Genomic DNA, 25172 nt, shown 5'->3' on the forward strand with positions numbered 1-25172 from the left:
CCGCGTACCCGGCCGATCGGCACCTGCTGCGCCGCGGATTCCCAGCCGCGCGCCCTAGCGTTCCAGCATGGACGGCGACCCGGAGGACCGCACTGCGAGCGCAGTGGACGGCACGCCGCGCCACCGGTTCCAGTGGTTCCACGACATGCGCACGTGGATCCACGCCCGGCCGCACGTGCACCTGTTCTGGAAGGTGCTCATCGGCATCGTCGGCGGGCTCGTCGTCATCATCGGCCTGATCCTGGTGCCGCTGCCCGGACCCGGCTGGCTGGTCGTGTTCATCGGCCTGACGATCCTGGCGAGCGAGTTCCACTTCTTCCACCGGATCATCACGTGGCTGCGAGCGCAGCTGCACCGCTTCTGGGACTGGGCGAAGTCGCACGGGCCGCAGTGGCTGCGTCGCGCGGCCGACCGGGGCAAGGCGGACGTCGACTCCGCACACGCCGAGGCGAACCGCAGCATGCGGCGGCCGCCGCGGCCGACGCACTAGCGGCGCTGCGGCTGGGCGACGTCCGGCCGCGCACCGTGCTGCGTTGGCGGGGTGTGGCGCGTCGAGCACCGTGCAAGGTCGACGGCGGGTGGCGGGTTAGTGGCTCGGTGCGAGGTTGTTGCCCGGCACAGGGCGACCAACCTCGCACGGGCCGCGAACCTCGCACGGGCCGCGAACCTCGCACGGGCCGCGAACCTCGCACGGGCCGCGAACCTCGCACCGTGCTGCGGGCGCTACTCGGCCGTGCGGATCGACCCGGTGGCGGTGCGCTCGAGGACCTCGCACGCCTGCTCCTCGACGGTGGCAGCGGCGCGCGACACGAGCTGCAGCACGAGGGCGACCGCCGCCGCCAGCACGATGAACGCCCCGTACCCGGCCAGCACCGGCACCAGACCCACGGCCGGCTCGAGCAGCCCCGCGATGACCGCCGGCACGCCGAAGGCCAGGTAGCTGACGACGTAGATGGTCGACAGCAGCCCCGCACGGTGCATCGGCGCGGCCGTCGCGAGCAGCAGCCGCAACGGCGCCTGGAACCCGGCGCCGAAGCCGACCCCCGCGATCGCGCTGCCCACGACGAGCCCGGGCAGCGAGTGCGCGACGACGAAGGCCACGGTGACGATCGGTCCGAGGATGAGTGCGACCAGCCCGATGAGCACGCCGATCCGAGCGTCGACCCGCTGGATCGCGAGGCCGGTCAGTGCACCGATGCCCGTGACGACGGCGATGAGCGCACCGGCCGCGAAGTGGTTCTCGATGCCGAACACCTGGCCGAGCGCCGAGGGCACCAGCGACAGGAACAGCCCACCGAGGGCCCAGCTGGCGATGAGGGCTCCGGCGACGCCGCGGAACAGTGCGCGGGACGACCGCGGCACGGAGATGGTCGGGCGGAGGGAGCGCAGGGCTCCCGGGCGGCGCTGGACCTGTTCGGGGACGATGAACAGCGCGAGCACCATGAGGAACAGCAGGCTGCCGAACAGCACGTAGACGAACTGCTCGGGCGCCGGGCCCCACTCCACCAGGGCGCCGCTCGACATGGCGCCGATGGCCAGGGCGATCGGCGGCACAGCACCGTTCAGCACGCCGGCCAGGGTCGGGTGCTTGACCAGGGAGTTGTCGATGAGTGCAGCACCGAGGGCACCGATGAGCAGCCCCACCGCGACACCCTGCAGGATGCGGTCGAGGATGAGCGCGCCGAGGCCGTCCGCGCCGGCGAACAGGCCGAGCGAGACCGTCAGCGCGAGACCGCCGACGACGAGCACGGGCTTTCGGCCGACGTGGTCCGACAGTCGGCCCGCGATGAGCAGGCTGGCCAGCAGTCCGGCGACGTAGATGGCGAAGACCCCGGTGAGCATGAGCGGTGTGAGGTGCCACTCGGCGGCGTACACGGGGTAGATCGGCGACGGCACGGCCGACGATGCGAGTGCCACGAAGAGCATCGCCGCGATGATCCAGAACCCGGCGACCGAGCGGGCTGACTGCATGAGCGCACCTTCCGTGAGTGGCCGTGTACGACGGGAGTCGTACGGATCCAGTACCGCATTGGTACCGCATCCGGCCTGTACGACGCAAGTCGTACAGCGAGGTGAACGGTGGTAGCGTCCGAGGCATGCCCGATCGTGTGGACGCTCCGGAACGGCTGCCCCAGCCGTCGGTGGCCGAGATGGACCTGCCCGTCGTCATGGACGCACTGTCCGACCCGATCCGGCTGGCGATCCTGCACCGCTACCTGGTCGACGCCGCGGGGGGAGCGCGCTCGTGCGGCTGGGTCGGCATCGACCGGCCGAAGTCCACCCTGACGCACCACTTCCGCGTGCTGCGCGAGGCCGGGCTGCTCGAGCAACACCTCGAGGGCCTGACCCGGATCAGCCGTGTGCGCGTCGACGACCTCGAACAGCGGTTCCCCGGCCTGCTCGACCTGGTGTTCGCGTGGCAGGTCCCCGCCGCGCTGATGCGCGAGGACCTGACCGCATGACCGCTCGCGCACACGTACTGCCCGACGTGGTCGCCGACCCGACGGTCACCACGGCGCTCGCCGCCGACCTGACGGCCACGGGCTTCACCGTCGAGGGTGTCGACGCGCTGTGGGGCGCGGACGCTGCCGCCGCCCTGCACCGCGGCAACCGGGTGGCTGCCCGACGTGGGCTCGCCGCCCGCGGGCCCTCGGCGCTCGGGACCCTCGCGACGCTCTTCGTCCTGGGGCTCCCCGTCGCACGCGCTGACGCGGACCAGGCGTTCCCGGAGACCGGAGTCGAGGAACTCGCGCGCATCGGGATCGTGCGGGCGAACGACGACCAGGTGCACCCCGCCGTCGACCTGCGTCCGTACGCGTTCGTCGACGATGCCGGCGCCGGCAGCTGGTGGATCGTGTCCGACCTGGGGGAGCTGGCCCTCGGCGCAGCGCTCGACGAGGAGCACGTGCTCGGCATCGGCGGCGCCACCACCACGCTGAGCGGTCTGCAGCTCCCCGTGCCCGTGCACCGGGTGCTCGACCTGGGCACCGGCTGCGGCATCCAGGCCATGCACGCGCGGCGCTTCGCGGACGAGGTCGTCGCGACGGACATCTCGCGTCGTGCGCTCGACATCGCCCGGTTCAACGCGCAACTGAACGGCATCGACGGCATCGAGTTCCGTCTCGGCTCGCTGTTCGAGCCGGTGGCCGGCGAGCGGTTCGACCGGATCGTCTCGAACCCGCCGTTCGTCATCACGCCCCGCACCGAGGGTGTGCCGTCGTACGAGTACCGCGACGGCGGCATGGTCGGCGACGCCTTGGTCGAGACCGTGCTGACCGGCCTGGCCGACCACCTGACCCCGGGCGGCACCGCGCAGCTGCTCGGCAACTGGGAGTACCACTGGGGCGTCGACGGGCTCGACCGGGTCCGAGCATGGTTCGCGGACACCGACCTGGACGCCTGGGTGATCGAGCGCGAGCGTCAGGACCCGAACGCCTACGCCGAGACGTGGATCCGCGACGGCGGCACGAAGCCCGGCTCGCCGGAGTTCGACCGCCTGGTCGGCGCCTGGCTCGACGACTTCGTCGAGCGCCGGGTCACCGGGGTCGGCTTCGGCTACGTCATGGTCCGGAAGGCACCGACGGGAGGCCCGGTGCAGCTCCGCCGCTTCGAGCGCGTCCCCGAGACGCTCGGCTCCAACCCCGCCGGCCTCGGCGCGACGGTCGCCCGGGTCCTGGACGCGGCCGCCTGGCTCGCCGCGCACGACGACGCCGCGCTCGCTGCCGCGCACCTGCGGGTCGCCGGCGACGTGACCGAGGAACGGTACTACTGGCCGGGCAACGACGACCCCACGGTGATGACCCTGGTGCAGGGCGGCGGGTTCGGTCGTCGCGTCGACGCGGACACGGCGCTCGCTGCGTTCGTGGGCGCCTGCGACGGTGACCTGTCCGTGGCCGCGATCGTCGGGGCGCTCGCGCAGATCACCGGGGTCGACGAGCAGGTGTTGGCAGCGGACCTGCTTCCCGCGGCCCGCGACCTGGTGCTCGACGGGCTGCTCGTCCCGGACCCAGGCGCATCGGCCTGACCGGAGACGAGCAGCCGCGTCGTGCGGGTCAGGAGCGGTGGTCGCGCCAGGAGTGCTGCGGGTCGTAGCCGAGCAGTTCGCGGGCCTTGTCGCTCGACAGCAGCGAGCTGACGCCGTCGATGTCGCTGCGGCGCTCGATGTCCGGCACGAAGCGCTCGACGAGCTCGATCGTGGGGGTGTCCATCACGGTGTCGGGGCTGGCGATCACGAACGCCTCGAACCCGGTGAGCTCGCTCTCGAGGGCCTTGCGCACGGCCTGGGCACCGTCGCGGCTGTCGATGTACGACCACAGGTTGAACGTCTTGGCCTCGGGGGTGGCGTCCCACGGGTACGACGGGTAGTCGGACTCGTCCATCACGTTCGAGAACCGCAGCCCGATCATCTTCAGCGTCGGGTCCCAGCGCGTGAAGTGCCGCGCCATCTCCTCTTCGACGGCCTTGCCGAGCGAGTACGAGGACTGCGGGCGGACCGGGAACTCCTCGTCGACGGGCAGGTAGGGCGGGTGGTGCTCGCCCATCGGGATCCCGAGCAGGGTCTCGCTCGACGCCCAGACCACGTTCGTGATCTTCGCGGCGCGCGCGGCGTGGAACACGTTGATCGACGCGGTCACGTTGTTCGTGATGAGCGCAACGTCGGGCACCTGGCCCGGAGCGGGCACCGCCGCAAGGTGGACGACGGCGTCGACGGAGTCGTACCGGTCGTCGATCCCGAGCAGCGCGTTGAGCACCTGCCCGTAGTCGGTCAGGTCGATGCGCACGAACTGCACGCGCTCGGGCTTGTCAGGAGAGGGCACGCGGTCGAGCAGGACCACGTCGTACCCGTGCTCGTCGAGGTCGCGCACCACTGCGCGTCCGAGCTTGCCGCTGCCGCCGGTCACCACTACGCGCGTCATCGCGCCTCCGCTCTTCTCACGAACTGGGCACACGGCCCGTGCCTGTTGGCCTGTCCCATCCTGCCGTGCGGGCCCTGGACGCGGCCAGGCCCTGGCGGTACCTGGCTCGCCGGGGCCGCACCGGGCCTCCCGGCTGACGAACGGACGGACGGACGGGCCGACGGGCCGACGGACCGACGGGCCGACGGACCGACGGGCCGGCGGACCTAGGACGCGGCGGCGACCTGCGCGACGGCCAGGCGGGTGACGAGCTCGACGTGTGCGGCCATGTCGCGCGACGGGTCGAACAGCCACTGGATCTGCATGCCGTCCGACACGGCGAGCAGCACGCTGGTCAGTGCCTCGGGGTCGACGTCGGCGCGCAGGCGGCCGTCCTGCTGCATCGCGCGGAAGTCGGCCGCCATCGAGCGGCGGGACTTCTCGTACCGCTCGCGGAAGTACTCGTGCGCCGGGTGCTCCGTGTCGGTGGCCGCCGCTGCCGACAGGTTGACGAACATCTGCACCAGGCCGGGGACCTCGGCGTTGTGGCGCACGATCGCCGACAGCAGCTCGCTCGGGTCGTTCGCGTGCCAGTCCGTCGCGTTGTCGATCTCGTCGCGGCGTCGCAGGATCTCGACCCAGAGCTCGTCCTTGGAGTCGAAGTAGTGCAGCAGGCCCGCCTGGGTCAGGCCGACCGCGTCGGAGACGTCCTTGATGCTGGTGCGACGGAAGCCCTGCTGAGCGACGAGTTCGAGCGCCACGGTGAGGATCTCCTCGCGCTTGGCGATGCCCTTGGCGTACGAACCCCGTCGTGTCATGGCAGGACTGTACCGCCCCGGCGTGCGCTGTAAAAACCAACCACTGCATGGTTTTGGTGGTAGCGTCGCCAGCGTCGCCGTCGACGGTCCCCTCCAGCTCGGGTCCCGACGCGACCCATCAGCTGGAACGAGAGGACCGACATCGTGACGACCGTCGACAACGTGACCACCGCCTCCGACTCGGGGCCCCTGGCCGAGCGCATCGACGCGCTCGTCGGACGCCTGAGCGCCGAACAGAAGGTGCAGCTGCTGACCGGCCGCGACTTCTGGACCACCTGGCCGATCGACGAGATCGGGTTGCGGCCGATGCTCATGTCGGACGGTCCCTCGGGTGTGCGTGGCGAGGTCTGGGACGAGCGCGACCCGTCGCTCAACCTGCCGTCCGCGACCGCGCTGTCGGCCAGCTGGGACCGTGCGATCGCGAAGCGTTACGGCGCCGCCGCAGCCGTCGAGGCCCGCCGCAAGGGTGTGGACGTCGTGCTCGGACCGACCATCAACCTGCACCGATCGCCGCTCGGTGGCCGCCACTTCGAGGCCTTCAGTGAGGACCCCGTGCTGACGGGCGACCTGGCCGCGTCGTACGTGGCAGGCGTGCAGGAGAACGGCGTCGCCGCGACGCCGAAGCACTACATCGCGAACGACTACGAGACCGACCGCTTCACCGCCAGCACCGAGGTGTCCGACCGGGCGCTCCGCGAGCTCTACCTGCTGGCGTTCGAGAAGGCCGTCACCGAGGCGCACGCGTGGGCGATCATGTCCTCGTACAACGGCATCAACGGCGTGACCGCGTCCGAGAACGACCTGCTCGAGACGCCCCTGAACTCGGAGTGGGGCTTCGACGGCATCGTCGTGTCGGACTGGACGGGGGTGCGTTCCGTGGAGGCGGCGACGGCGTCGCAGGACGTCGCGATGCCCGGGCCGAACCCGTGGTGGAGCGAGGGTCCGCTGCTCGACGCGGTGCGCTCCGGCGCAGTGCCCGAGGCCGCGATCGACCGCAAGGTGCACCGCATCCTGACGCTCGCGGCGCGGGTCGGCGCGCTCGAGGGCTTCGAGCCCGTCGCGGCGCAGCCCGTGCACGTCGAGGACGGCATCGCCTTCGTGCGCGAGGCCGAGGCCGAGGGCACCGTGCTGGTCCGGAACACCGGGATCCTGCCGCTCCCCGACACTGGCGAGGCAGCCCCGACGCGCATCGCCGTGATCGGCCACAACGCCGACCAGGCGCGCACGCAGGGCGGTGGCTCGGCGACCGTCGTGCCGTCGTCGGTCGTGTCGCCGCTCGACGGTATCCGCGCGGCGTTCCCCTCGGCCCAGGTCGAGTACGCGCTCGGGGCCGTCGTGCAGCAGGGGATCGCCGAGTTCCCGCTGTCGACGATCACCAACCCGGGGACCGGGCAGCCCGGAGCCCGCGTGGCCTTCGTCCGCGACGGCCAGGAGCTGTACGTCGAGGACCGGCAGGCGACCGCGCTGTTCTGGTTCGGCGGCGACGCCCCGACGCGCGAGGCCGACCGGATCGACATCACGACCACGTACACCGCGCAGTCCACCGGCACCGTCCGGATCGGCGTCGGCGCCGCCGGCCGCTCGCGGATGTGGATCGACGACGCGCTCGTGCTCGACGAGGACGTGCCGTACGAGGGTGACCAGCTCGGTGCCGCCTTCCTGAACCCGCCCGCACGCTCGGTGCCCGTCGAGGTGACCCAGGGTCAGCAGCTGGCGGTCCGCATCGAGTACGACGTGGTGCAGGACGAGACGCTCGGCGGGGTGCTGGCCTACCAGTTCGGCACCGAGCCGTCGGACGACGACCCGCGCGTCCTGATCGACGCGGCCGTGGCCGCCGCGCGGGCCGCTGACGTCGCCGTGGTCGTGGTCGGCACGAACTCGAAGGTGGAGTCGGAGGGCTACGACCGGTCCTCGCTGGCGCTGCCCGGACACCAGGACGCGCTGGTCGCAGCCGTCGTCGCCGCGAACCCCAACACCGTCGTGGTGGTCAACGCCGGGTCCCCGGTCGAGATGCCCTGGCGCGACGACGTCGCCGCGGTCCTGCTGACCTGGTTCGGCGGGCAGGAGTACGGCAACGCCCTGGCCGACGTGCTGACCGGCGCGCGCGAGCCCGGCGGTCGTCTGCCCACCACGTGGCCGGTCGCCATGGCCGACGTGCCGGTGCTCGACGTCACCCCGGTCGACGGTGCCGTGCGCTACGACGAGGGCGTGCACATCGGGTACCGGGCCTGGCTGCGCGCCGGGGTCGCACCCGCGTACCCGTTCGGACACGGCCTGGGCTACACGACGTGGACCATCGACGGGATCGCCGCGACGCCGACGGTGTCGCCGGGCAGCGACGCGACCGTGACGGCGACCGTGACCAACACCGGCGACCGTGCCGGCAAGCAGGTCGTGCAGGTCTACGCATCGCGGGCGACGTCGTCCGTCGACCGCCCCGTGCGCTGGCTGGTCGGGTTCGCGCCCGTCCGACTCGGCGCGGGGGAGTCGACCGAGGTGACCGTCACCGTGCCGGCCCGGGCGTTCGCCCACTGGGACGGGGCATGGGCCTGTGAGCCCGGGGTGTTCACGCTGCACGTCGGCACGTCGGTCGCCGCCGAGTCGGGCACGGTCGAGGTCGCACTGGCCTGAGCATCCTGGTCGAACAGCTGGCAATCGATCCGGTTTCCGCGCAACAGCGAGTTCCATTCAGTAACATGCACCTGGCGTCAGTCGGCTGGTTACCGTCGGCGCCCGCACCGACACAGGATCGCCGAGCGTGCGACATGGCCTCCTGATCCGGCCGATGGAGCCCCGGTGATCCTGGTGCGTCAGATGCGCCCCCGCCTCCGTGCGGGGGCGCATCGCTTTCTTGGTCCTGCGGCAGACCGTTTGCGGTACGCGTCCCGTGGTGGCCCCCGAGCGCGACCGGCGATCTGTCACGACCGCCCGGAGTGTGAAATGACGAACCATCACGATTAGCTGGGAGCCGGTTCGCCGTGCTGTGACAAACGACATGATCAGTGGAACGATGGTCAGACCATCTCGTGCGGATCAGGGACGAGATGGTCATCCGGCGTGAGGCCCCGGCCTTCACCACCCCGAAGCGGCCTCCGCCGGATGCACCGCACCGTCCGATGTGGGGCATCCGGTCCGGTCCGACAGGGGCCCGGTCGTCGGCTCAGCCCTGCAGGTGCGGCGCGATCTGCTCGGCGATGACCGTCAGGATCCGTTCGTGCGACGCCGCGTCGCCGTTCGCCGGCAGGGTGATGACGAGCTCGTCGGTCGCGGTGACGGCCGGGTCCGCGCGCAGGGCGTCGACGATCGCGGCCGGCTCGCCCGACACGACCGTGCTGAAGCGGAACGGCGGGGTGCCGGACAGGGGGCGTCCCTCGTCGTCCATGCCCGCGGCGTAGCTGGTCAGGAACTCCTCGTGCACCTGGCGGTCGTGGTCGTCGAGCAGCGGCACGACGATGCGTCCCACGGCGACCTTCGGCGTGCGACCGACGTGCTCGCCCGCCGCCTGCAGTTCGGCGAACCGCGACCGGTAGGCGTCGATCTGGGTGGCCTGGGCCACCGTGAAGGGCTCACCGGTGTCCTCGGTGTTCAGGGTCGAGCAGTGCAGGCGCAGGCCCTTCTCAGCCGTGCGGACCGCGGTGCCCATGCTGCCCCCGCCCCACCAGACCCGACCGCGCAGCTCGGGGCTGAGTGGCTGCAGGGTCAGGTCGGCGTCGGCGGGGATGCTCTCGTAGCCCTTGCCCGCGGTGCCGAGGGCGTCGCCGTCCAGTACCTCGAGCAGGCGGGCCGCGCGGGCCTCGGCCTCGTCGCGGAAGCTCCGCTCGACGCTGCCGAACACCGGATCGAGGATGGGCCCGTACCCCGCGATGCCCGTGCTGATGCCGAGCTGCACGCGCCCGCCGCTCAGCAGGTCGACGGTGCTGGCGTCCTCGGCCAGGCGCACCGGGTCCTCGTACCGCATGCCGAGCACGGCCGTGCCGAAGCCGATCGTGCTGGTGCGCTGCGCCGCGGCCGCGAAGAAGGTCATGGGGCTGGTCAGGAACGGCTCGAAGTGCCGCCCGCGCACCCAGCCGGTGCCGTAGCCCAGCCGTTCGGCGGTCTCGAACAGCCGCAGGCCGTCCTCCAGCGCGGCGGCAGCGCCCGCAGGGCCGCCGTGGTTCGGGACGAAGGACAGGAAGCCGAGTTCACGCACGGGCCGAGTCTATGCGCTCGCATGGAAAGATGCGTCCGCATCCACCGGACTGGAGGCTCGGTGTGCGCCCGCCACGCGCCTCCCGTCCGGCTGGGAGGATGGTCGCATGACCGACGTCACCACCCAGCCACCACTCGTCGCCGCCCTGCCGGCGGCGCCCGGCGGTGTCGTCGACCCGGACGCCGTCTACCAGGCGTTCGCCGACTGGGCCGAGGCCAGCGGGCGACCGCTGTACCCGGCACAGGACGAAGCCGTGATCGAGCTGGTGTCCGGCGCCAACGTCGTGCTGAGCACCCCGACGGGCACCGGCAAGTCCCTGGTGGCCGCGGGCGCGCACTTCGCGGCGATCGCCGAGGGCAAGCGCAGCTGGTACACCGCGCCGATCAAGGCGCTGGTGTCCGAGAAGTTCTTCCAGCTCGTCGAGCTGTTCGGCGCGCAGAACGTCGGCATGGTGACCGGCGACTCGAGCGTCAACGCCGACGCCCCGATCGTCTGCTGCACGGCCGAGATCCTGGCCAATCTCGCGCTGCGCGAAGGCCCCGACGCCGACGTCGACGTGGTCGTCATGGACGAGTTCCACTTCTACGGCGACCCGGACCGCGGCTGGGCATGGCAGGTGCCGCTCCTGGTGCTCGAGCGTGCGCAGTTCCTGCTGATGTCCGCCACCCTGGGCGACGTGACGACCATCGCGGACGACCTGTCGCGACGGACCGGCCGACCCACGGCGCGCGTCACCGGGGTCTCGCGCCCCGTGCCGCTGGAGTACGAGTACGTGACGACGCCCGTGCAGGAGACCGTCGAGCGGCTGCTGGACGAGGGCAAGGCGCCGATCTACATCGTGCACTTCGCCCAGGCGGCGGCGCTCGAGCGCGCGCAGGCACTCATGTCCGCCAAGGTCGCCAGCCGCGAACGCCGGGACGCGATCGCCGAGGCCATCGCCGGCTTCCGCTTCAGCGCCGGCTTCGGGCAGACCCTGTCGCGGCTGATCCGTGCCGGCATCGGCGTGCACCACGCAGGCATGCTGCCGAAGTACCGACGGCTCGTCGAACAGCTCGCCCAACGTGGGCTGCTGCCGGTCATCTGCGGCACCGACACGCTGGGCGTCGGCATCAACGTCCCGATCCGCTCGGTGCTGCTGACCGGGCTGACCAAGTTCGACGGCACCAAGATGCGGCAGCTGTCGGCGCGCGAGTTCCACCAGATCGCCGGTCGAGCCGGACGCGCGGGCTACGACACCGAGGGCGACGTCGTCGCCGAGGCGCCCGAGCACGACATCGAGAACGCCCGGGCCGTCGCCAAGGCCGGCGACGACCCGAAGAAGAAGAACAAGATCAAGCGGAAGAAGGCGCCCGACGGGTTCGTGTCGTGGGGACAGGCGTCGTTCGAGCGGCTCATCGGCGCCGAACCCGAACCGATGGTCTCGCGCATGCGGATCACGCACGCGATGGTGCTCTCCGTGATCGCCCGCGGGGGATCGGCGTTCGACTCGGTGCGCCAGCTGGTGTTCGAGAACCACGAGCCACGCGCACGCCAGCTCGCGTTGGCCCGTCGCGCGCTCACCATCGCGCGGACCCTGGTCAACGCGCAGGTCATCGAACGCATCCCCGGCGACCCCGCCACGTACCGGCTGGCCGTCGACCTGCAGCAGAACTTCGCGCTCAACCAGCCGCTGTCACCGTTCGCGCTCGCCGCCTTCGAACTGCTCGACCCGGAGTCGCCGACCTACGCGCTCGACATGGTGTCCATCGTCGAGGCGACCCTGGACGATCCGCGCGCGATCCTGTCGCAGCAGCAGTTCAAGGAACGCGGCGAAGCGGTCGCCCGGATGAAGCAGGAGGGCATCGAGTACGAGGAGCGCATGGAGCTGCTCGACGAGGTCACCTGGCCGCGCCCGCTCGCCGAACTGCTGGAGGCCGCGTACGAGAGCTACGCCGCCGAACAGCCCTGGGTGCTCGACTTCACGCTGTCACCCAAGGCCGTCGTCCGCGACATGTACGAGCGGGCGATGACGTTCGGCGACTTCGTGCGGTTCTACCAGCTCACCCGCTCCGAGGGGCTCGTACTGCGCTACCTGTCCGACGCGTACCGCACCATGCGGCAGACGATCACCGAGGAGCAGCGCACCCCCGAGCTCGACGACCTGATCGAGTGGCTCGGGGAACTCGTGCGCCAGGTCGACTCGTCACTGGTCGACGAGTGGGAGGCCCTGGTCAACGGGGACGTGGCGCTCGCTGCCTCGGAGCACGAGGAGATCGCGCCTCCGCAGCCCGCCCGGCTCACCGGCAACGTGCGGGCGTTCCGGGTGCTCGTGCGCAACGCGCTGTTCCAGCGGGTGCTGCTCGCCGCGCGCGACGACGTCGAGACGCTCGCCACGCTCGACGGCGCGGCGGGGTTCGGCCAGGACGAGTGGGACGCCGTGCTCGAGGAGTACTACGACGAGCACGACACGATCGGGATCGACGCCGAGGCGCGGTCGATGCAGTACCTGGTGCTGTCCGAGCAGGGCCGCACGTGGCGTGCGCGGCAGATCTTCGCCGACCCAGCGGGCGACAAGGACTTCGGGTTCTCGGCGACCATCGACCTGGATGCGTCCGACGATGCCGGCGAGGCCGTCGTGACGGTCACCGAGATCGGGCGCTTCGACGGGTGGGCCGAGGTCGACGTCGACTGAACGGCTCGGCGGCGCGGTGGCCGGCGCCCTGGGCTAGAACAGGGTGGCGGGCGGGGTCGGCTCGGCCAGGGGCGCGGGCTCGGCGACCTCGACGCCCGGCCAGCCCGGGCCTGTCGGGACGTCGGTGCGGTTCTGGTACGCCGTGGCGGCACCGCGTGCGCGGACGTCGGCGGCTTCGTTCATCTCGTGCCCCATGTGGCCGCGCACCCACTCGAAGGTGACCTTGCGGCCCTGCAGGGCCTGGTCGAGCTCCTTGATGATCTCGACGTTCAGCACGGGCTTGCCGTCGGCCTTGCGCCAGCCCTTGCGCTTCCAGCCCGCCAGCCACTCGGTGCAGGCCTTGATGGCGTACTGGCTGTCGCACAGGATGTGCAGGGGCTCGCCGGTGTGCTCGGTGGCGTGCAGGAGCTGCAGGACGGCGGTCAGTTCGCCCTGGTTGTTCGTGCCCCTGGGCCATCCGCCGGCGGCCCACCGGTCGTCGTCGACGTACCAGGCCCAGCCGGCCGGGCCGGGGTTGCCGAGGGCTGAGCCGTCTGCTGCTGCGACGATCGTCACGGGGACCTCCTGAGGTGGGCGAGTGCCCGACCACGGTAGCGGACCGCCGGAGGTGACCCGGGCCTCCCGGGTCTCGTGTTCAGCGCGCCGACGGGTCCAGGTTGAGGTGGTCGTACTCGGTGAGCCACCCGTTCCGGGCGACCTGCATGTCCGGGTTCATCCAGCGGAGCTCGGGCACCGTGATGCCGAAGCGCTTCGCGACCGTGATCTGGTCGTCCCCGTGGGCGACGAGGTAGTCGGCCCCGCGGCTGCCCGTGACGTTCACGACGCCGTAGGCCCCGGGACGCGCTGCACCCATCGTCACGGTCAGGTGCGGGTAGGGGGTCGGGACGTGCCAGGTCAGCGGTGCGACCGCCAGGACGTGCCCGGCCCACTCGGGAGCGTCGACGTCCCCGTTCGCGTCGGTCGTGACCGTCGGCACGAGCACGACGCTCTGCAGGAAGTCCGGGCGTGCTCCGACGTCGTCGAGCGGGGACGACGCCGGCGGTTGTGCGTCTGCGGCCCACTGCACCTGCCCGAACGGCGTGCCGTACCCGTCCGACGGCTTCGGCACCGAGCGGCGGAACTCGAGCGTCATCGCCTGCGCCTCGGTCGAGCGGTACCCGGACAGCTCGGTGCGGAACGTGCCGTTCTCGGCGACCACCACGCGCACGTGGATCGCGGTGCGGCCGCTCGGCGAGGTGACGTCGGTCTCGGTGAGCACCGAGCCCGCAGGCATCGTCGGCGGATCGAGCGACACGGCCTGCACCGTCGGGTCCGCCGTGGGCGCAGGTGCGCTCGTGCCTGCAGCGCGGCTCGGTTTCGGGATCGGGTCATCGCCGCCGCGCAGGAGACTGCATCCGGTCAGCGCCACCACCAGGGCGACACTGCCCGCGGCTGCGACCAGGAACGGTCGTCGGTCCATGCTTCCCCCTCGATCTGGAGTCGAGCGTACTGAGCGTGCGTCAGTTCGACCAGTGCCGTGATCGAACCGTGGCTCAGGCTGCGCGTTCGAGCGCAGACATCAGCGCTTCGCCGTCCGGCACGTCCCAGAACGCGACGATCCGCGGGCCGAAGAAGCCGTCGAGGCCGGTGTTGGCGTAGACCTGCTGGGCGTTCGCGGTACGGCCGAACCCCAACGAGGACGACCCGCTGGTCCCGCGCCACTCGACGGAGCAGTGGGTGCGGCCCTTCGACCAGTGTGTCTCGCGGTCGTCGCGTCCGACGCTCGTCTCGCTCGTGCGCTGCCCGTTCGTGATGAACGCACGGCGGTTCGTCACGGCGTATGCCTCCGTCAGCTTGCGGCGTCGCTTGACCACGAAACGACCGATCAGCAGGTGCAGGCCCATGAGCGCGAACTGCGAACCGATGACGGCGAAGAACCACGGTGCGCCCGTGCTGATCGCCTGGGTCAGCCAGAACACGATGAAGCCGCACCACAGCACGCTGAACGGGATCAGGAACGCGTCACGGCCGGTGAACAGCACGCGGGGGTCGCTCTGGCCGGACCAGAGGAGGGTCTCTCCACTCCGGAGTTCGGCGGTGGCCAGGGCGCGAGGATCGATCACGAGTCGACGCTACCGATCCGGTTCGCGAAGTGCCGACCCCAGAGCTGGGAACCCGGTAGCCGCGCTGAGAATGTGCGTGGTCGTCGGGCCTAGCGTCACCGTCATGAGCACCGACGACACCACCGGCATCGGCCCCGACGACACCGACACCTCGTACAGCCCGTCCAGCGAGCGCGAGACCGAGGCGTCGCAGACCCTGCAGCGCGACGACGACGACCTGCGCGCGGACGGCATCGACCCCTCGAAGGTCATCGCCGCACCGGGGACCGGCGGAGCGGACGACGCGGGTGACGTCGAGCCCGAGCCGGGGGACCTGCACCTGCCGTGGCAGTCGGAAGACGACCGCCGGGGCTGAGCCCGCTAGGACACCGAGTCCGGGTGGGAGCCCGTCCGCTGCCCGGACTCGAGCGTCGCGATCGCCTGCAGGTCGTCGTCGGACAGCGTGAAGCCCTCGACGTCGAGGTTCGAGCGGATCCGCGACGGCGTGACGGACTTCGGCAGCACGACGACGCCCTGTTGCACGTTCCACCGCACCAGGACCTGCGCGACGCTGACCCCGTGGGCTGCGGCGATGCGCGTGAGCACCGGCTCGTCGACCAGGCGCCCACGACCGAGCGGTGACCAGGCGCCGGTGACGATGCCGTGCCGCGCGTGGAACGCGATGAGGTCGCGCTGGGGCAACCACGGGTGCCGCTCGACTTGGTTGAGCGCCGGGACCTGGCCCGTCTCACCGATGATGCGCTCGAGGTGCGGCACCTGGAAGTTCGAGACGCCGATGCTTCGCGCCCGCCCGGACTCGTGCAGTTCGACCAGGGTGCGCCAGGTCTCGACGTAGTGGTCGTTCGCCGCCGCCGGCCAGTGGATCAGGTAGAGGTCGACCGCGTCGAGGCCGAGCCGCTGCAGACTGGCGTCGAACGCCCGGAGCGTGGCATCGCGTCCCTGGTGGTCGTTCCAGACCTTGGTGGTGACGAACACCTCGTCGCGCGCGAGACCGGAGGCGCGGACCGCTGCCCCGACACCGCGCTCGTTGCCGTACATCTCGGCGGTGTCCACGTGCCGGTACCCGGCGGTCAGGGCAGTGCCCACGGCGGTCTCGGCTTCGGCGTCGTCGACCTTGTACACGCCGAAGCCCACGGCGGGGATACTCCGACCGTCGCGGAGGGGGATGGAGGTGACCATGCGTCCATCCTGCCGGTCGTGGCGGGGGTGGCCCGTGCACAGGGGCCGTGCTCAGGTGGGGAGGACCACCGGCTCGGTGTCGGGCAGGGGACTGGCGTCGCGCCCGCGCAGGTCCGGCAGCCACCGCTTGGCGATCAGCGGCAGCAGCACCCCGACGAATGCCGCAGCCACGCCGACGACCAGCCCACCGGTCGCGCCGTGCAGGTCGATCAGGAACCCGGCCACGGCGGATCCACCGGCGGCACCGATGAGCTGCCCTGTGCCCATCCAGCCGTAGGCCTCGGCGGTGTCCGAGAACTTGACGGTCGCAGAGACCGAGCCGAACATCACGGTCAGGGCCGGGGCGATGCCGGCGCCGGCGATCAGCAGGGCGAACGCCAGCCACCAGAACCCGGTGCCGAACGTGGCGAGTCCCAGACCGATGAAGACGATGAGCATGCGTGCCCAGAGTGAGTTCGGCGAGATCGGACGGTGCCCGAACGCCAGCCCACCGACCAGCGAGCCGATCGCGAAGATCGCCAGGACGATGCCCGCGTTGGGACTGCCCTCGCCGAACGCGCTGATCACGCCGGCCTCGACCGCGGCACACGCTCCGATGAGCAGCAGACCGGTCAGGGTCGCGACGACGACGGAGGGGCGCTTGAGCACGACGCCGAACGCGCGCTTGGACCGGGGGATGCGGACGCGGCCGAGCTCGGGGGACGCGATGAACCACGTGCCACCGATGACCAGGAACACCATCGCGACGACGATCGCCTGCACGGTGCCGATCTGCGTCGCGACGAACGTGGTGATGACCGGGCCGGCGACCCAGATGAGCTCTTGCGCGCTGGCGTCGAGGGAGAACAGGGGCGTCAGCTGCGCCGAGGTCACCATCTTGGGGTAGATGGTGCGGACGGCCGGCTGCACGGGCGGGACGGCCAGACCGCCGATGAACCCGATCAGCACGTACGCCCACAGCGGCATCAGCACGAACGCGATCACACCCATGCTCAGCAGAGCGACCAGGCTGGTCAGGACGAGCACGGGGCGCATGCCCCAGCGGCCCATCCACCGGCTGGTGAGCGGACCGGCGAGGGCCTGGCCGACACTCGTGGTCGCCAGCACCAGACCGGCCGAGCCGTACGACCCGAACAGGTGCTCGACGTGCAGCAGGTAGGCCAGCGAGAGCATGCCGAACGGGAAGCGCGCGGTGAGCTGGGCGGCGATGACACGGCCGACACCGGGGGTCTTCAGCAGGGGCCCGTACGTACTCACATCCAGGAGTGTACGGACCAGACGGGCGGGCTCGCCGGCGGTGTCACCCGTCCGGGGGAGCGGCCCGGATCCGGCGTTCTCAGACACGCCGACGCAGGGGTACGGATCGCGTGTTTCCACACCCGTGGACAGCCCCCTCCACAGGCTGTTGGGAGTGTCGGTGGTGGGTGCGACACTGGCGGAAATCCGGGGCTGTGGGGAATCCACAGACTGTGGATGGCGTTGTGGAGAACTACAGGGGTGTAACACTTCCTCTAGTGGTCCAACCGATCATCGGGCACAACATGTAGTAGCGTCGTGCTCAGCACAGCACCAGAACTTCGGGCCCGGTTTCGAGCCCAGAACCAGGGGTAATCATGGCCGTCACCGTCTACACCAAGCCGTCCTGCGTCCAGTGCACCGCGACGTACCGGGCCCTCGACAACAAGGGCATCCAGTACGAGGTGCACGACGTCTCCACGGACGACGCCGCGCTCGAGCACGTCAAGAGCCTCGGCTACCTGCAGGCACCCGTCGTCGTCACCGACGACGACCACTGGTCGGGCTTCCGTCCCGACAAGATCGCGACGCTCTCCGCCGAACTGGCGTAAGGCGCCTCCCGTCCGTCGGGCGGTGGAGCGGGTCCGTTCAGGAGGCCCGACCCACCACCCACGGACACCCTCCGGTCCGTCTGTCCGCACCGTCCGTACGAGGAGCGACACCATGAGCCGACTCGTCTACTTCTCGAGTGTGTCCGGGTACACCGCACGCTTCATCGAGAAGCTCGGCCGCGACGCGGACCGGATCCCGCTCTACCCGAGCGAACCGTTCCTGCACGTGGACGAACCGTACGTCCTCGTCCTGCCCACCTACGGTGGCGGCAACGGCGAGGGAGCGGTCCCCAAGCAGGTCATCAAGTTCCTCAACGACGAACGCAACCGGGCACTGATCCGGGGCGTCATCGTCGGGGGGAACACGAACTTCGGCGAGGCCTACGGCCTCGCGGGCGACGTGGTGTCACAGAAGTGCCACGTGCCCGTGCTCTACCGGTTCGAACTCTTCGGAACGCCTGACGACGTGTCGGCGGTCAACTCAGGATTGGATGCATTTTGGACGCAGCAGTTGCAGACGTCGAACTGACGTCGCCGACGACGGGGATGGATTACCACTCCCTCAACGCGATGCTCAACCTCTACGACGCGAACGGCAACATCCAGTTCGACAAGGACCGCGAAGCTGCCAAGCAGTTCTTCCTGCAGCACGTCAACCAGAACACCGTCTTCTTCCACAACCTGCAGGAGCGGCTCGACTACCTGGTGGAGAACGAGTACTACGAGCAGGCGACGATCGACCTGTACTCGATGGACTTCATCCAGCGGCTCAACGACCTGGCGTACTCCAAGAAGTTCCGGTTCCAGACGTTCCTCGGTGCGTTCAAGTACTACACGAGCTACACGCTCAAGACCTTCGACGGCAAGCGCTACCTCGAGCGCTTCGAGGACCGCGTCGTGATGACCGCCCTCGGCCTGGCCCAGGGCGACGAGCAGCTCGCGATCAACCTGGTCGAAGAGATCATCGCCGGGCGATTCCAGCCCGCCACCCCGACGTTCCTGAACACCGCCAAGGCCCAGCGCGGTGAACTCGTCTCCTGCTTCCTGCTGCGCATCGAAGACAACATGGAGTCGATCTCGCGCGGCATCAACTCGTCGCTGCAGCTGTCCAAGCGCGGCGGCGGTGTTGCCCTGCTGCTGTCGAACATCCGCGAGGCCGGCGCCCCGATCAAGCAGATCGAGAACCAGTCCTCGGGCATCATCCCCGTGATGAAGCTGCTGGAAGACTCGTTCTCGTACGCCAACCAGCTCGGTGCGCGTCAGGGTGCCGGCGCGGTCTACCTCAGCGCTCACCACCCGGACATCATGAAGTTCCTCGACACCAAGCGCGAGAACGCCGACGAGAAGATCCGCATCAAGACGCTGTCGCTCGGCGTCGTCGTGCCGGACATCACGTTCGAGCTCGCGAAGAACAACGAGGACATGTACCTGTTCTCGCCGTACGACGTCGAGAAGGTCTACGGCGTCCCCTTCGGTGACGTCCCGATCTCCGAGAACTACCGCGCGATGGTCGACGACTCGCGCATCAAGAAGACGAAGATCAAGGCGCGCGAGTTCTTCCAGACCATCGCGGAGATCCAGTTCGAGTCGGGTTACCCGTACATCGTGTTCGAGGACACGGTGAACAAGGCCAACCCGATCAAGGGCCGGATCAACATGTCGAACCTGTGCTCGGAGATCCTGCAGGTCAACACGCCGACCACCTTCAACGAGGACCTGTCCTACAAGGAGATCGGCAAGGACATCTCCTGCAACCTCGGCTCGCTGAACATCGCGCTGACGATGGACTCGCCCGACTTCGGCAAGACCATCGAGACCGCCATCCGCGGCCTGACCTCGGTCTCGCAGATGTCGCACATCTCGTCGGTCCGTTCCGTCGAAGACGGCAACGACAAGTCGCACGCCATCGGCCTGGGGCAGATGAACCTGCACGGCTACCTGGCTCGTGAGCGCGTGTACTACGGCTCCGAAGAAGGCATCGACTTCACGAACATCTACTTCTACACGGTGCTGTTCCACGCCCTGCGCGCCTCGAACAACATCGCGATCGAGACCGGGGAGACCTTCGACGGCTTCCGCGACTCGAAGTACGCGTCGGGTGAGTTCTTCGACAAGTACACCGACCAGGCCTGGACGCCCGCGACGACCCGCGTGGCATCGCTGTTCGACAACGCGAACATCACGATCCCCACGCAGGACGACTGGAAGGCGCTGAAGGCGTCCATCCAGCAGCACGGCATCTACAACCAGAACCTGCAGGCCGTCCCGCCGACCGGTTCGATCTCGTACATCAACCACTCGACGTCGTCGATCCACCCGATCGCGTCGAAGATCGAGATCCGCAAGGAAGGCAAGCTCGGTCGCGTCTACTACCCGGCGCCGTTCATGACGAACGACAACCTGGACTACTACCAGGACGCGTACGAGATCGGCGCCGAGAAGATCATCGACACGTACGCCGCGGCGACGCAGCACGTGGACCAGGGCCTGTCCCTGACGCTGTTCTTCAAGGACACCGCCACCACGCGCGACATCAACAAGGCGCAGATCTACGCATGGCGCAAGGGCATCAAGACGATCTACTACATCCGTCTGCGTCAGCTGGCACTCGAGGGCACCGAGGTCGAGGGCTGCGTCAGCTGCATGCTGTAGCGGCTGGTCGCTGAACGCGACCACCCACCGGACTGGAGGCTCGTGGCGAGCCCGCCCCGAGCCTCCAGTCCGTCACCTGTTCTGAACCACCACTTCCGGAAGAACGCAATGACTCTCACCGACCCGGTCCACGCCACCGGCAAAGCCGTCCCGCTGATCCGTTCGGTCAGCGCGATCAACTGGAACCGCATCCAGGACGAGAAGGACGTCGAGGTCTGGAACCGCCTCGTCAACAACTTCTGGCTGCCCGAGAAGGTGCCGCTGTCGAACGACGTGCAGTCGTGGAACACCCTCACGCCCGAAGAGCAGCAGCTCACCATGCGCGTGTTCACCGGTCTGACGCTGCTGGACACCATCCAGGGCACCGTCGGCGCGATCAGCCTGATCCCCGACGCGGTCACCCCGCACGAGGAATCCGTCTACACGAACATCGCGTTCATGGAGTCGGTGCACGCCAAGAGCTACTCGTCGATCTTCTCGACCCTGGCGTCGACGCCCGAGATCGACGACGCCTTCCGCTGGTCCACCGAGAACGTGAACCTGCAGAAGAAGGCACAGATCGTCCTGGACTACTACACCGGCGACGATCCCCTGAAGCGCAAGGTCGCGTCGACGCTGCTCGAGTCGTTCCTGTTCTACTCCGGCTTCTACCTGCCGATGTACTGGTCCTCGCGCGCGAAGCTCACGAACACCGCTGACCTGATCCGCCTGATCATCCGCGACGAAGCCGTCCACGGGTACTACATCGGGTACAAGTTCCAGAAGGGGCTTGAGGGCGCTTCGGAAGAGCGCAAGCAGGAGATCAAGGACTACACGTTCAGCCTGCTGTTCGAGCTGTACGAGAACGAGATCCAGTACACGCAGGACCTCTACGACCAGGTCGGGCTGACCGAGGACGTCAAGAAGTTCCTGCACTACAACGCCAACAAGGCGCTGATGAACCTGGGCTACGAGCCGATGTTCCCCAAGGAGACGACGGACGTGAACCCGGCGATCCTGTCGGCGCTGTCGCCCAACGCGGACGAGAACCACGACTTCTTCTCGGGGTCAGGCTCGTCGTACGTCATCGGCAAGGCGGAGAGCACCGAGGACGAGGACTGGGACTTCTGAGCCTGGTCTGACTCGTGGGGACGCCCCGCTGGCTTCGGCCGGCGGGGCGTTCTTCGTCTCGACCCCTGTGCGATCCTTCGGGTGTGCGCTATCGGCTGATGAATGAGTACAACTTCGATTGGCCGTTGTGGGACGACGACGGCCCCTGCGCCGCGGGTACCCCGTCGCTCTCGCCACGGCTTGAACGCGACATCCTAGAGTGGGCCCGCGACTTCACCGAGAACTACGGCGTCGAGACCGGCTGGCCAACTGAGGCAGCTGCCCGCTCCCACGGACGCCAAGCCCGTCGTTTGTTGTCACTCGTCGAACGAGAGCTGCCAGACGGAGACGATGTCGTGCTCGACTACTGGGAGACGAACAAGCGCAAGAGGCCGTAGGTCCCAGAGTCAGCCCGGGCCGCTCTCGGTCAGACCTCCCCGAGCACCTTCCGCCAGGCCGCGGTTAGCGTGGCGACCTCATCGTCAGAGACGAGGTCGCGCACCCCGATCGCAAGCACCGCGGACCGCACGGCTTCCTCGGCGCCGGCGCGGTCCCGCAAGTGCGCGTCCGAGTGCCGCACCGCGCGTCCGGCCTGCTGTGCGGCCTCGATCTCCTCGACGCGTCCCGCAGCGCCGGCGGCGTCGAGCGCGTGCTGCCACGCGGCCACGAGGTCGGCGTTCGTGACCATCCGCCCGTCCGCGCCTCCCTGGATCGCGAGCGATGCGCTCGGTTCCGGCAGCAGGATGCCCTCGTCGGCTTTCCACGTGACGTCGAGCGCTTCTGCCTCTTCGGCGGTGATCTGCCCGGCGCGGTCGATCATCGACTGCAGTTCAGCGTTGCTGGTGTTGTCCGTCACAGTGCCCTCTCCGACCGACGCGTTCGCGTGGTCTCGTCCATCTTCCTGGCTGCCCCGCTTCTCGGTTCAGCGGCCACCTGGTGCTGCTCACGCTGGGGGCGTCGTGCCGGCGCCCTCGGTGTCGTCTGCGCCCGCCGGACCGGTATCGGCCTGGTCGAGGTTCTCGTGCGGATCGCCCATGTCGCCGGTCGCCTTGCCTGTGGGGGAGAGCCCGAAGTGCTTGCGGACGGCGTTCTCCTCGGTGACGGACAGGGTGTTCCCGGGTCCGGTGGAGGGCGCATCCTTGATCGTGCTTTTTGCGTACCCGACGTGTAGGTCCGTGCCGTCGAACGTGGCGTCCTCGACCGGGACGAGCGCGGTGTGAGCCCCGAAGAGCCCGGTCGCGACGCTGACGAACGCAGCACTGCCGTCCGACTCGGAGGGGAACACCTGCGCGACCTTGCCGACCGATGCGCCGTCGCGGTCCCTTACGGTCGCGTTCTCGACCTCGTGGATCTTGCTCTTGGTGATCATGGGCGTAGTCAACGCCCTGCGCCTGGCGCTTCGCGGCGGCGTTCCCGACCCGCAGATCAGGACATCTGATGGAGACGTGTGGGGGCAGGGATCGGACTACCTGCGTGCGAGAACCGCCGCCGCTTCACTGATGGTGGCACCGGGGTGCTCTTCCCGGGACCGTCGAACTGCATCAGGGTCGATCGGCTTCGTCGCCAGAACGGTTGTGCGCTCGTCGCTGTTGCGGCAGGGCTGCGGTCCGGCCTCGGCCTCATCACCGCCGTGAAATTTCGTCGGGGCGGGAGTACTGGAGGCCGAGTGATCGATCGGGTGACCCGGATCGACATCTGGACTTGCGGCGGATGTCGACCTGATGCATCCTGTGTGTAGCCGGTAGAACTTCACCGGAACTCAAAGGTGAGAAATGAAGAAGATCAACCTGTTGACCGCCGCGCTCATCTCAGCGTCGGTGGCCGCAACCGCCCTGGTGGCGGCGGTCCCAGCGAACGCAGTCAGCGGTGGAGTGGGGGTGTCAGTCCCGAAGAACGTCGTCGTCGACGACAGCTTCGACCCCGACGGGGAGGTTGTCGTGATCGGTGATGGCCCGAGCACGCTGTCTGGTGATTGCAAGGACCGCGCGTTCGCGGTCGTCGCCGTGATGAGCGAGTCGCTCAACGGTTGCAGCGTGATCGGTTCAACTGCCTCTGCCCAGGTGTCGTACAAGTGGTACAAGCACCAGGGCAACGCCAATCCGTGCATCTGGGGTAAGTCCTTCAACTCAAAGCACGCTCCCACGTGGACGGCGCTGGATTGCGGCACCGGCCGTTCCAAGAGTGTCCCGTGGGGCAACGTCGCCGGGACCAAGAAGATGAAGGGCCTCACTGGCACCGGGTGGGCCGGCGTCCAGTGGCAGTGACTTGCCACAGCGTGTGGCGACGCAGCCTCGTGACAATCGTCTCGGGTTGCGTCGCCGCAGCCGTTCTGTCGGGTTGCGCCTCTCATCAACCGCAAGCGGCCGTCACCGACGACCCCAAGCCTCGTCCCACTGAGCCCGGGCTCAGCGGGGCAGCGTTGCGGTCGATCGCTGGGCAGCTCCGCCAGTCCCTGCCGTGTGGTGATGCGGACGCGTTGGCGGACGATCTTGCGTTCTGGGATGCGATGCGCGGGTTCGACTGCTTCGACGGCACCGACTCGGTGTTCGTTCGGGTCTACGCTCACGCCGCCTCCGTGTCGCAGACGCTGGACGAGTGGAAGGACACGGTGAACGCCCAACGCGCGGTCACACGCGGTGAGAACTGGTATGTCATCGGGCCGCCCTCCGTCATCGCGGCCGTGACAGCGCCCGAAGGTTCACCGGCGATCGCCGATGACGTCGGTGTCCCGACGAAGCTGACGGCGGCGCAGGACTACCTGACGACGTGTACGCGGTTCGTCGCGAGCGAGGGGGAACGGTACGTCAAGCACCCTCGCAAGCGGAGCGGGTCGGCGAAGCAGTACGAGGCCCTCTTCCCCGGCGTCACCGCCGCGGTGCACGCCTCGGTCGATCATCTGGGCCGGGCACGGATCCGGCAGATTGCGGATGAAGAACGGTGGGTCGCGGCGCTCTCACCGATCGGCCCGCATCTCAAGGCAAGGTGCGCCACTGCCTACGAGAAGGTGCGCGACACCGTGAGCCCGCTCGAGGAAGCCCGATGATGGATCGCTCGGGTCCCAGCCTCAAGCGCACAGCGGCCGTCAACACGTCGACGTTCGCGGCGCTCGGGGCCGCCATCCTCGCCGTGGACAACATGCTGGGATTCGCCGGTCACCACCTTCTCGGAATCGGGGCGGCGCCCGTCATCGTCGTGCTCGTGGTGCTCGTCGCTGTCAGCTGCATCGCCTTCGCGCTGCGGGCCCGCGATCTCGCTCGTGGCATCGCAGCGGCATCGGTCGTCGGATTCGTGGTGACGCAGTCTCCGGCCGTCACTACTTCATCGTGGTTCCCACTGTCGATCGCGTTTCAGGCGGTCGTGCCGCTGGGATTCGCGGGCTGCGCCGTCCTCACGTCGCGCAGCTCAGCCCGCACGTCGACGCGAGCAGCCTCGATCATCGCTGCGGGCCTTGCTCTCACGTGGGCGGTGGTTGCATTCGTGCCGCTGTGGCTCGCACTCTTCCTTGCGCTGCAGATCGCGACGCTGGTTGCGGTGACCGTGATCGTGGCGGCGCCGTGGATCCGGCGTGCCGTGGATCTCGTGCGTCATCTCGGAGACACCGCAACCATCCGGTGAGGCAGGACCCCCTCACGATCCAGAAGGTGACGCCAGTGTCAACCTGAGCCGACGGTCGGACAGCGGCCGTGCCTCCAGTCAGGTTCGAGCGCCGCGCAGCCGGCCAACGCGACGA

25 protein-coding genes are annotated in these 25172 nt (G+C 69.2%); 14 read left to right on the top strand and 11 right to left on the bottom strand.

All coding sequences use genetic code 11. The annotated features are described in order from the left end of the window. Positions 1-67: 67 nt before the first annotated feature. A complete protein-coding gene (locus tag ACLBWP_RS04635; RefSeq protein WP_243561128.1) occupies positions 68-490 on the top strand; it encodes a TIGR02611 family protein in 423 nt (140 codons plus the stop codon). Positions 491-723: 233 nt separating this feature from the next. Here the strand turns inward: ACLBWP_RS04635 and ACLBWP_RS04640 are convergent, their stop codons facing one another. Beyond that, entirely contained in the window at positions 724-1971 is a 1248-nt protein-coding gene (locus ACLBWP_RS04640) for an MFS transporter (protein ID WP_447654263.1), read from the bottom strand. A 125-nt stretch (positions 1972-2096) separates the two neighbouring features. On the opposite strand from ACLBWP_RS04640, the gene ACLBWP_RS04645 reads away from it, so the two are divergent. Together ACLBWP_RS04645 and ACLBWP_RS04650 are read left to right on the top strand one after the other, a co-directional pair. Beyond that, positions 2097-2462 (top strand): ArsR/SmtB family transcription factor, encoded by a 366-nt coding sequence (locus tag ACLBWP_RS04645; RefSeq protein ID WP_243561126.1) that lies wholly within the window; start codon positions 2097-2099, stop codon positions 2460-2462. Next, a complete protein-coding gene (locus ACLBWP_RS04650; protein WP_447654264.1) occupies positions 2459-4024 on the top strand; it encodes a DUF7059 domain-containing protein in 1566 nt (521 codons plus the stop codon). Before ACLBWP_RS04645 ends, ACLBWP_RS04650 begins: the two co-directional genes overlap by 4 nt. Before the next feature lie 28 nt (positions 4025-4052). On the opposite strand, the gene ACLBWP_RS04655 is transcribed toward ACLBWP_RS04650, so the two are convergent. Both ACLBWP_RS04655 and ACLBWP_RS04660 read right to left on the bottom strand, forming a co-directional pair. After that, positions 4053-4916, bottom strand: a complete 864-nt coding sequence (locus ACLBWP_RS04655) for an NAD-dependent epimerase/dehydratase family protein (protein WP_243561124.1) — start codon at positions 4914-4916, stop codon at positions 4053-4055. Between the two features lie 206 nt (positions 4917-5122). Next, positions 5123-5713 (bottom strand): TetR/AcrR family transcriptional regulator, encoded by a 591-nt coding sequence (locus ACLBWP_RS04660; protein WP_447654265.1) that lies wholly within the window; start codon positions 5711-5713, stop codon positions 5123-5125. Positions 5714-5857: 144 nt separating this feature from the next. On the opposite strand from ACLBWP_RS04660, the gene ACLBWP_RS04665 reads away from it, so the two are divergent. Next, a complete protein-coding gene (locus ACLBWP_RS04665) occupies positions 5858-8344 on the top strand; it encodes a beta-glucosidase (RefSeq protein WP_447654266.1) in 2487 nt (828 codons plus the stop codon). A gap of 529 nt (positions 8345-8873) precedes the next feature. Here ACLBWP_RS04665 and ACLBWP_RS04670 read toward each other — a convergent pair. After that, positions 8874-9902, bottom strand: a complete 1029-nt coding sequence (locus tag ACLBWP_RS04670; RefSeq protein WP_447654267.1) for an LLM class flavin-dependent oxidoreductase — start codon at positions 9900-9902, stop codon at positions 8874-8876. A gap of 106 nt (positions 9903-10008) precedes the next feature. Here ACLBWP_RS04670 and ACLBWP_RS04675 point away from each other — a divergent pair, with 106 nt between their 5' ends. After that, the gene (locus ACLBWP_RS04675; protein WP_447654268.1) at positions 10009-12573 is read left to right on the top strand and encodes a DEAD/DEAH box helicase; all 2565 of its coding nucleotides are present in this window, start codon (positions 10009-10011) and stop codon (positions 12571-12573) included. A 33-nt stretch (positions 12574-12606) separates the two neighbouring features. On the opposite strand, the gene ACLBWP_RS04680 is transcribed toward ACLBWP_RS04675, so the two are convergent. From ACLBWP_RS04680 to ACLBWP_RS04690, 3 genes are all read right to left on the bottom strand, one after another. Next, the gene (locus ACLBWP_RS04680) at positions 12607-13128 is read right to left on the bottom strand and encodes a ribonuclease H family protein (RefSeq protein ID WP_447654269.1); all 522 of its coding nucleotides are present in this window, start codon (positions 13126-13128) and stop codon (positions 12607-12609) included. A gap of 79 nt (positions 13129-13207) precedes the next feature. After that, positions 13208-14032: a hypothetical protein gene (locus ACLBWP_RS04685; protein WP_447654270.1), complete on the bottom strand. Its 825-nt coding sequence runs from the start codon at positions 14030-14032 to the stop codon at positions 13208-13210. 73 nt (positions 14033-14105) lie between these two features. After that, entirely contained in the window at positions 14106-14675 is a 570-nt protein-coding gene (locus ACLBWP_RS04690) for a hypothetical protein (RefSeq protein ID WP_447654271.1), read from the bottom strand. A 103-nt stretch (positions 14676-14778) separates the two neighbouring features. Here ACLBWP_RS04690 and ACLBWP_RS04695 point away from each other — a divergent pair, with 103 nt between their 5' ends. Continuing rightward, positions 14779-15030, top strand: a complete 252-nt coding sequence (locus ACLBWP_RS04695) for a hypothetical protein (RefSeq protein ID WP_447654272.1) — start codon at positions 14779-14781, stop codon at positions 15028-15030. 5 nt (positions 15031-15035) lie between these two features. Here the strand turns inward: ACLBWP_RS04695 and ACLBWP_RS04700 are convergent, their stop codons facing one another. Both ACLBWP_RS04700 and ACLBWP_RS04705 read right to left on the bottom strand, forming a co-directional pair. Continuing rightward, positions 15036-15854 carry an aldo/keto reductase gene (locus ACLBWP_RS04700; protein ID WP_447654273.1) on the bottom strand — a complete coding sequence of 273 codons (819 nt, stop codon included), beginning with the start codon at positions 15852-15854 and terminating at the stop codon, positions 15036-15038. Positions 15855-15905: 51 nt separating this feature from the next. After that, positions 15906-17111 carry an MFS transporter gene (locus ACLBWP_RS04705; RefSeq protein WP_243561111.1) on the bottom strand — a complete coding sequence of 402 codons (1206 nt, stop codon included), beginning with the start codon at positions 17109-17111 and terminating at the stop codon, positions 15906-15908. Between the two features lie 356 nt (positions 17112-17467). On the opposite strand from ACLBWP_RS04705, the gene nrdH reads away from it, so the two are divergent. From nrdH to ACLBWP_RS04730, 5 genes are all read left to right on the top strand, one after another. Then, positions 17468-17701, top strand: coding sequence for a glutaredoxin-like protein NrdH (gene nrdH, locus ACLBWP_RS04710; protein WP_243561110.1), 234 nt, complete (start codon positions 17468-17470; stop codon positions 17699-17701). Positions 17702-17813: 112 nt separating this feature from the next. After that, entirely contained in the window at positions 17814-18230 is a 417-nt protein-coding gene (gene nrdI, locus ACLBWP_RS04715; protein WP_447654274.1) for a class Ib ribonucleoside-diphosphate reductase assembly flavoprotein NrdI, read from the top strand. 17 nt (positions 18231-18247) lie between these two features. After that, positions 18248-20353 carry a class 1b ribonucleoside-diphosphate reductase subunit alpha gene (gene nrdE / locus ACLBWP_RS04720; RefSeq protein ID WP_447654275.1) on the top strand — a complete coding sequence of 702 codons (2106 nt, stop codon included), beginning with the start codon at positions 18248-18250 and terminating at the stop codon, positions 20351-20353. A 108-nt stretch (positions 20354-20461) separates the two neighbouring features. Next, complete coding sequence (nrdF, locus tag ACLBWP_RS04725) at positions 20462-21463, top strand: class 1b ribonucleoside-diphosphate reductase subunit beta (protein WP_243561107.1); 1002 nt, start codon at positions 20462-20464, stop codon at positions 21461-21463. 98 nt (positions 21464-21561) lie between these two features. Then, the gene (locus ACLBWP_RS04730; RefSeq protein ID WP_447654276.1) at positions 21562-21840 is read left to right on the top strand and encodes a hypothetical protein; all 279 of its coding nucleotides are present in this window, start codon (positions 21562-21564) and stop codon (positions 21838-21840) included. A 29-nt stretch (positions 21841-21869) separates the two neighbouring features. On the opposite strand, the gene ACLBWP_RS04735 is transcribed toward ACLBWP_RS04730, so the two are convergent. Together ACLBWP_RS04735 and ACLBWP_RS04740 are read right to left on the bottom strand one after the other, a co-directional pair. Continuing rightward, complete coding sequence (locus ACLBWP_RS04735; RefSeq protein ID WP_447654277.1) at positions 21870-22298, bottom strand: hypothetical protein; 429 nt, start codon at positions 22296-22298, stop codon at positions 21870-21872. 87 nt (positions 22299-22385) lie between these two features. Further along, the gene (locus ACLBWP_RS04740) at positions 22386-22811 is read right to left on the bottom strand and encodes a PRC-barrel domain-containing protein (RefSeq protein ID WP_447654278.1); all 426 of its coding nucleotides are present in this window, start codon (positions 22809-22811) and stop codon (positions 22386-22388) included. Between the two features lie 403 nt (positions 22812-23214). On the opposite strand from ACLBWP_RS04740, the gene ACLBWP_RS04745 reads away from it, so the two are divergent. The 3 genes from ACLBWP_RS04745 to ACLBWP_RS04755 are packed head-to-tail and all read left to right on the top strand — an operon-like array spanning position 23215 to position 25057. Beyond that, positions 23215-23706 (top strand): hypothetical protein, encoded by a 492-nt coding sequence (locus ACLBWP_RS04745; protein ID WP_447654279.1) that lies wholly within the window; start codon positions 23215-23217, stop codon positions 23704-23706. Between the two features lie 29 nt (positions 23707-23735). Continuing rightward, positions 23736-24485 (top strand): hypothetical protein, encoded by a 750-nt coding sequence (locus ACLBWP_RS04750; RefSeq protein WP_447654280.1) that lies wholly within the window; start codon positions 23736-23738, stop codon positions 24483-24485. Further along, positions 24482-25057 carry a hypothetical protein gene (locus tag ACLBWP_RS04755; RefSeq protein ID WP_447654281.1) on the top strand — a complete coding sequence of 192 codons (576 nt, stop codon included), beginning with the start codon at positions 24482-24484 and terminating at the stop codon, positions 25055-25057. The genes ACLBWP_RS04750 and ACLBWP_RS04755 overlap by 4 nt, the downstream gene beginning before the upstream one ends. Positions 25058-25172 lie beyond the last annotated feature (115 nt).

The sequence above is a fragment of the Microbacterium sp. M1A1_1b genome (assembly GCF_053345565.1).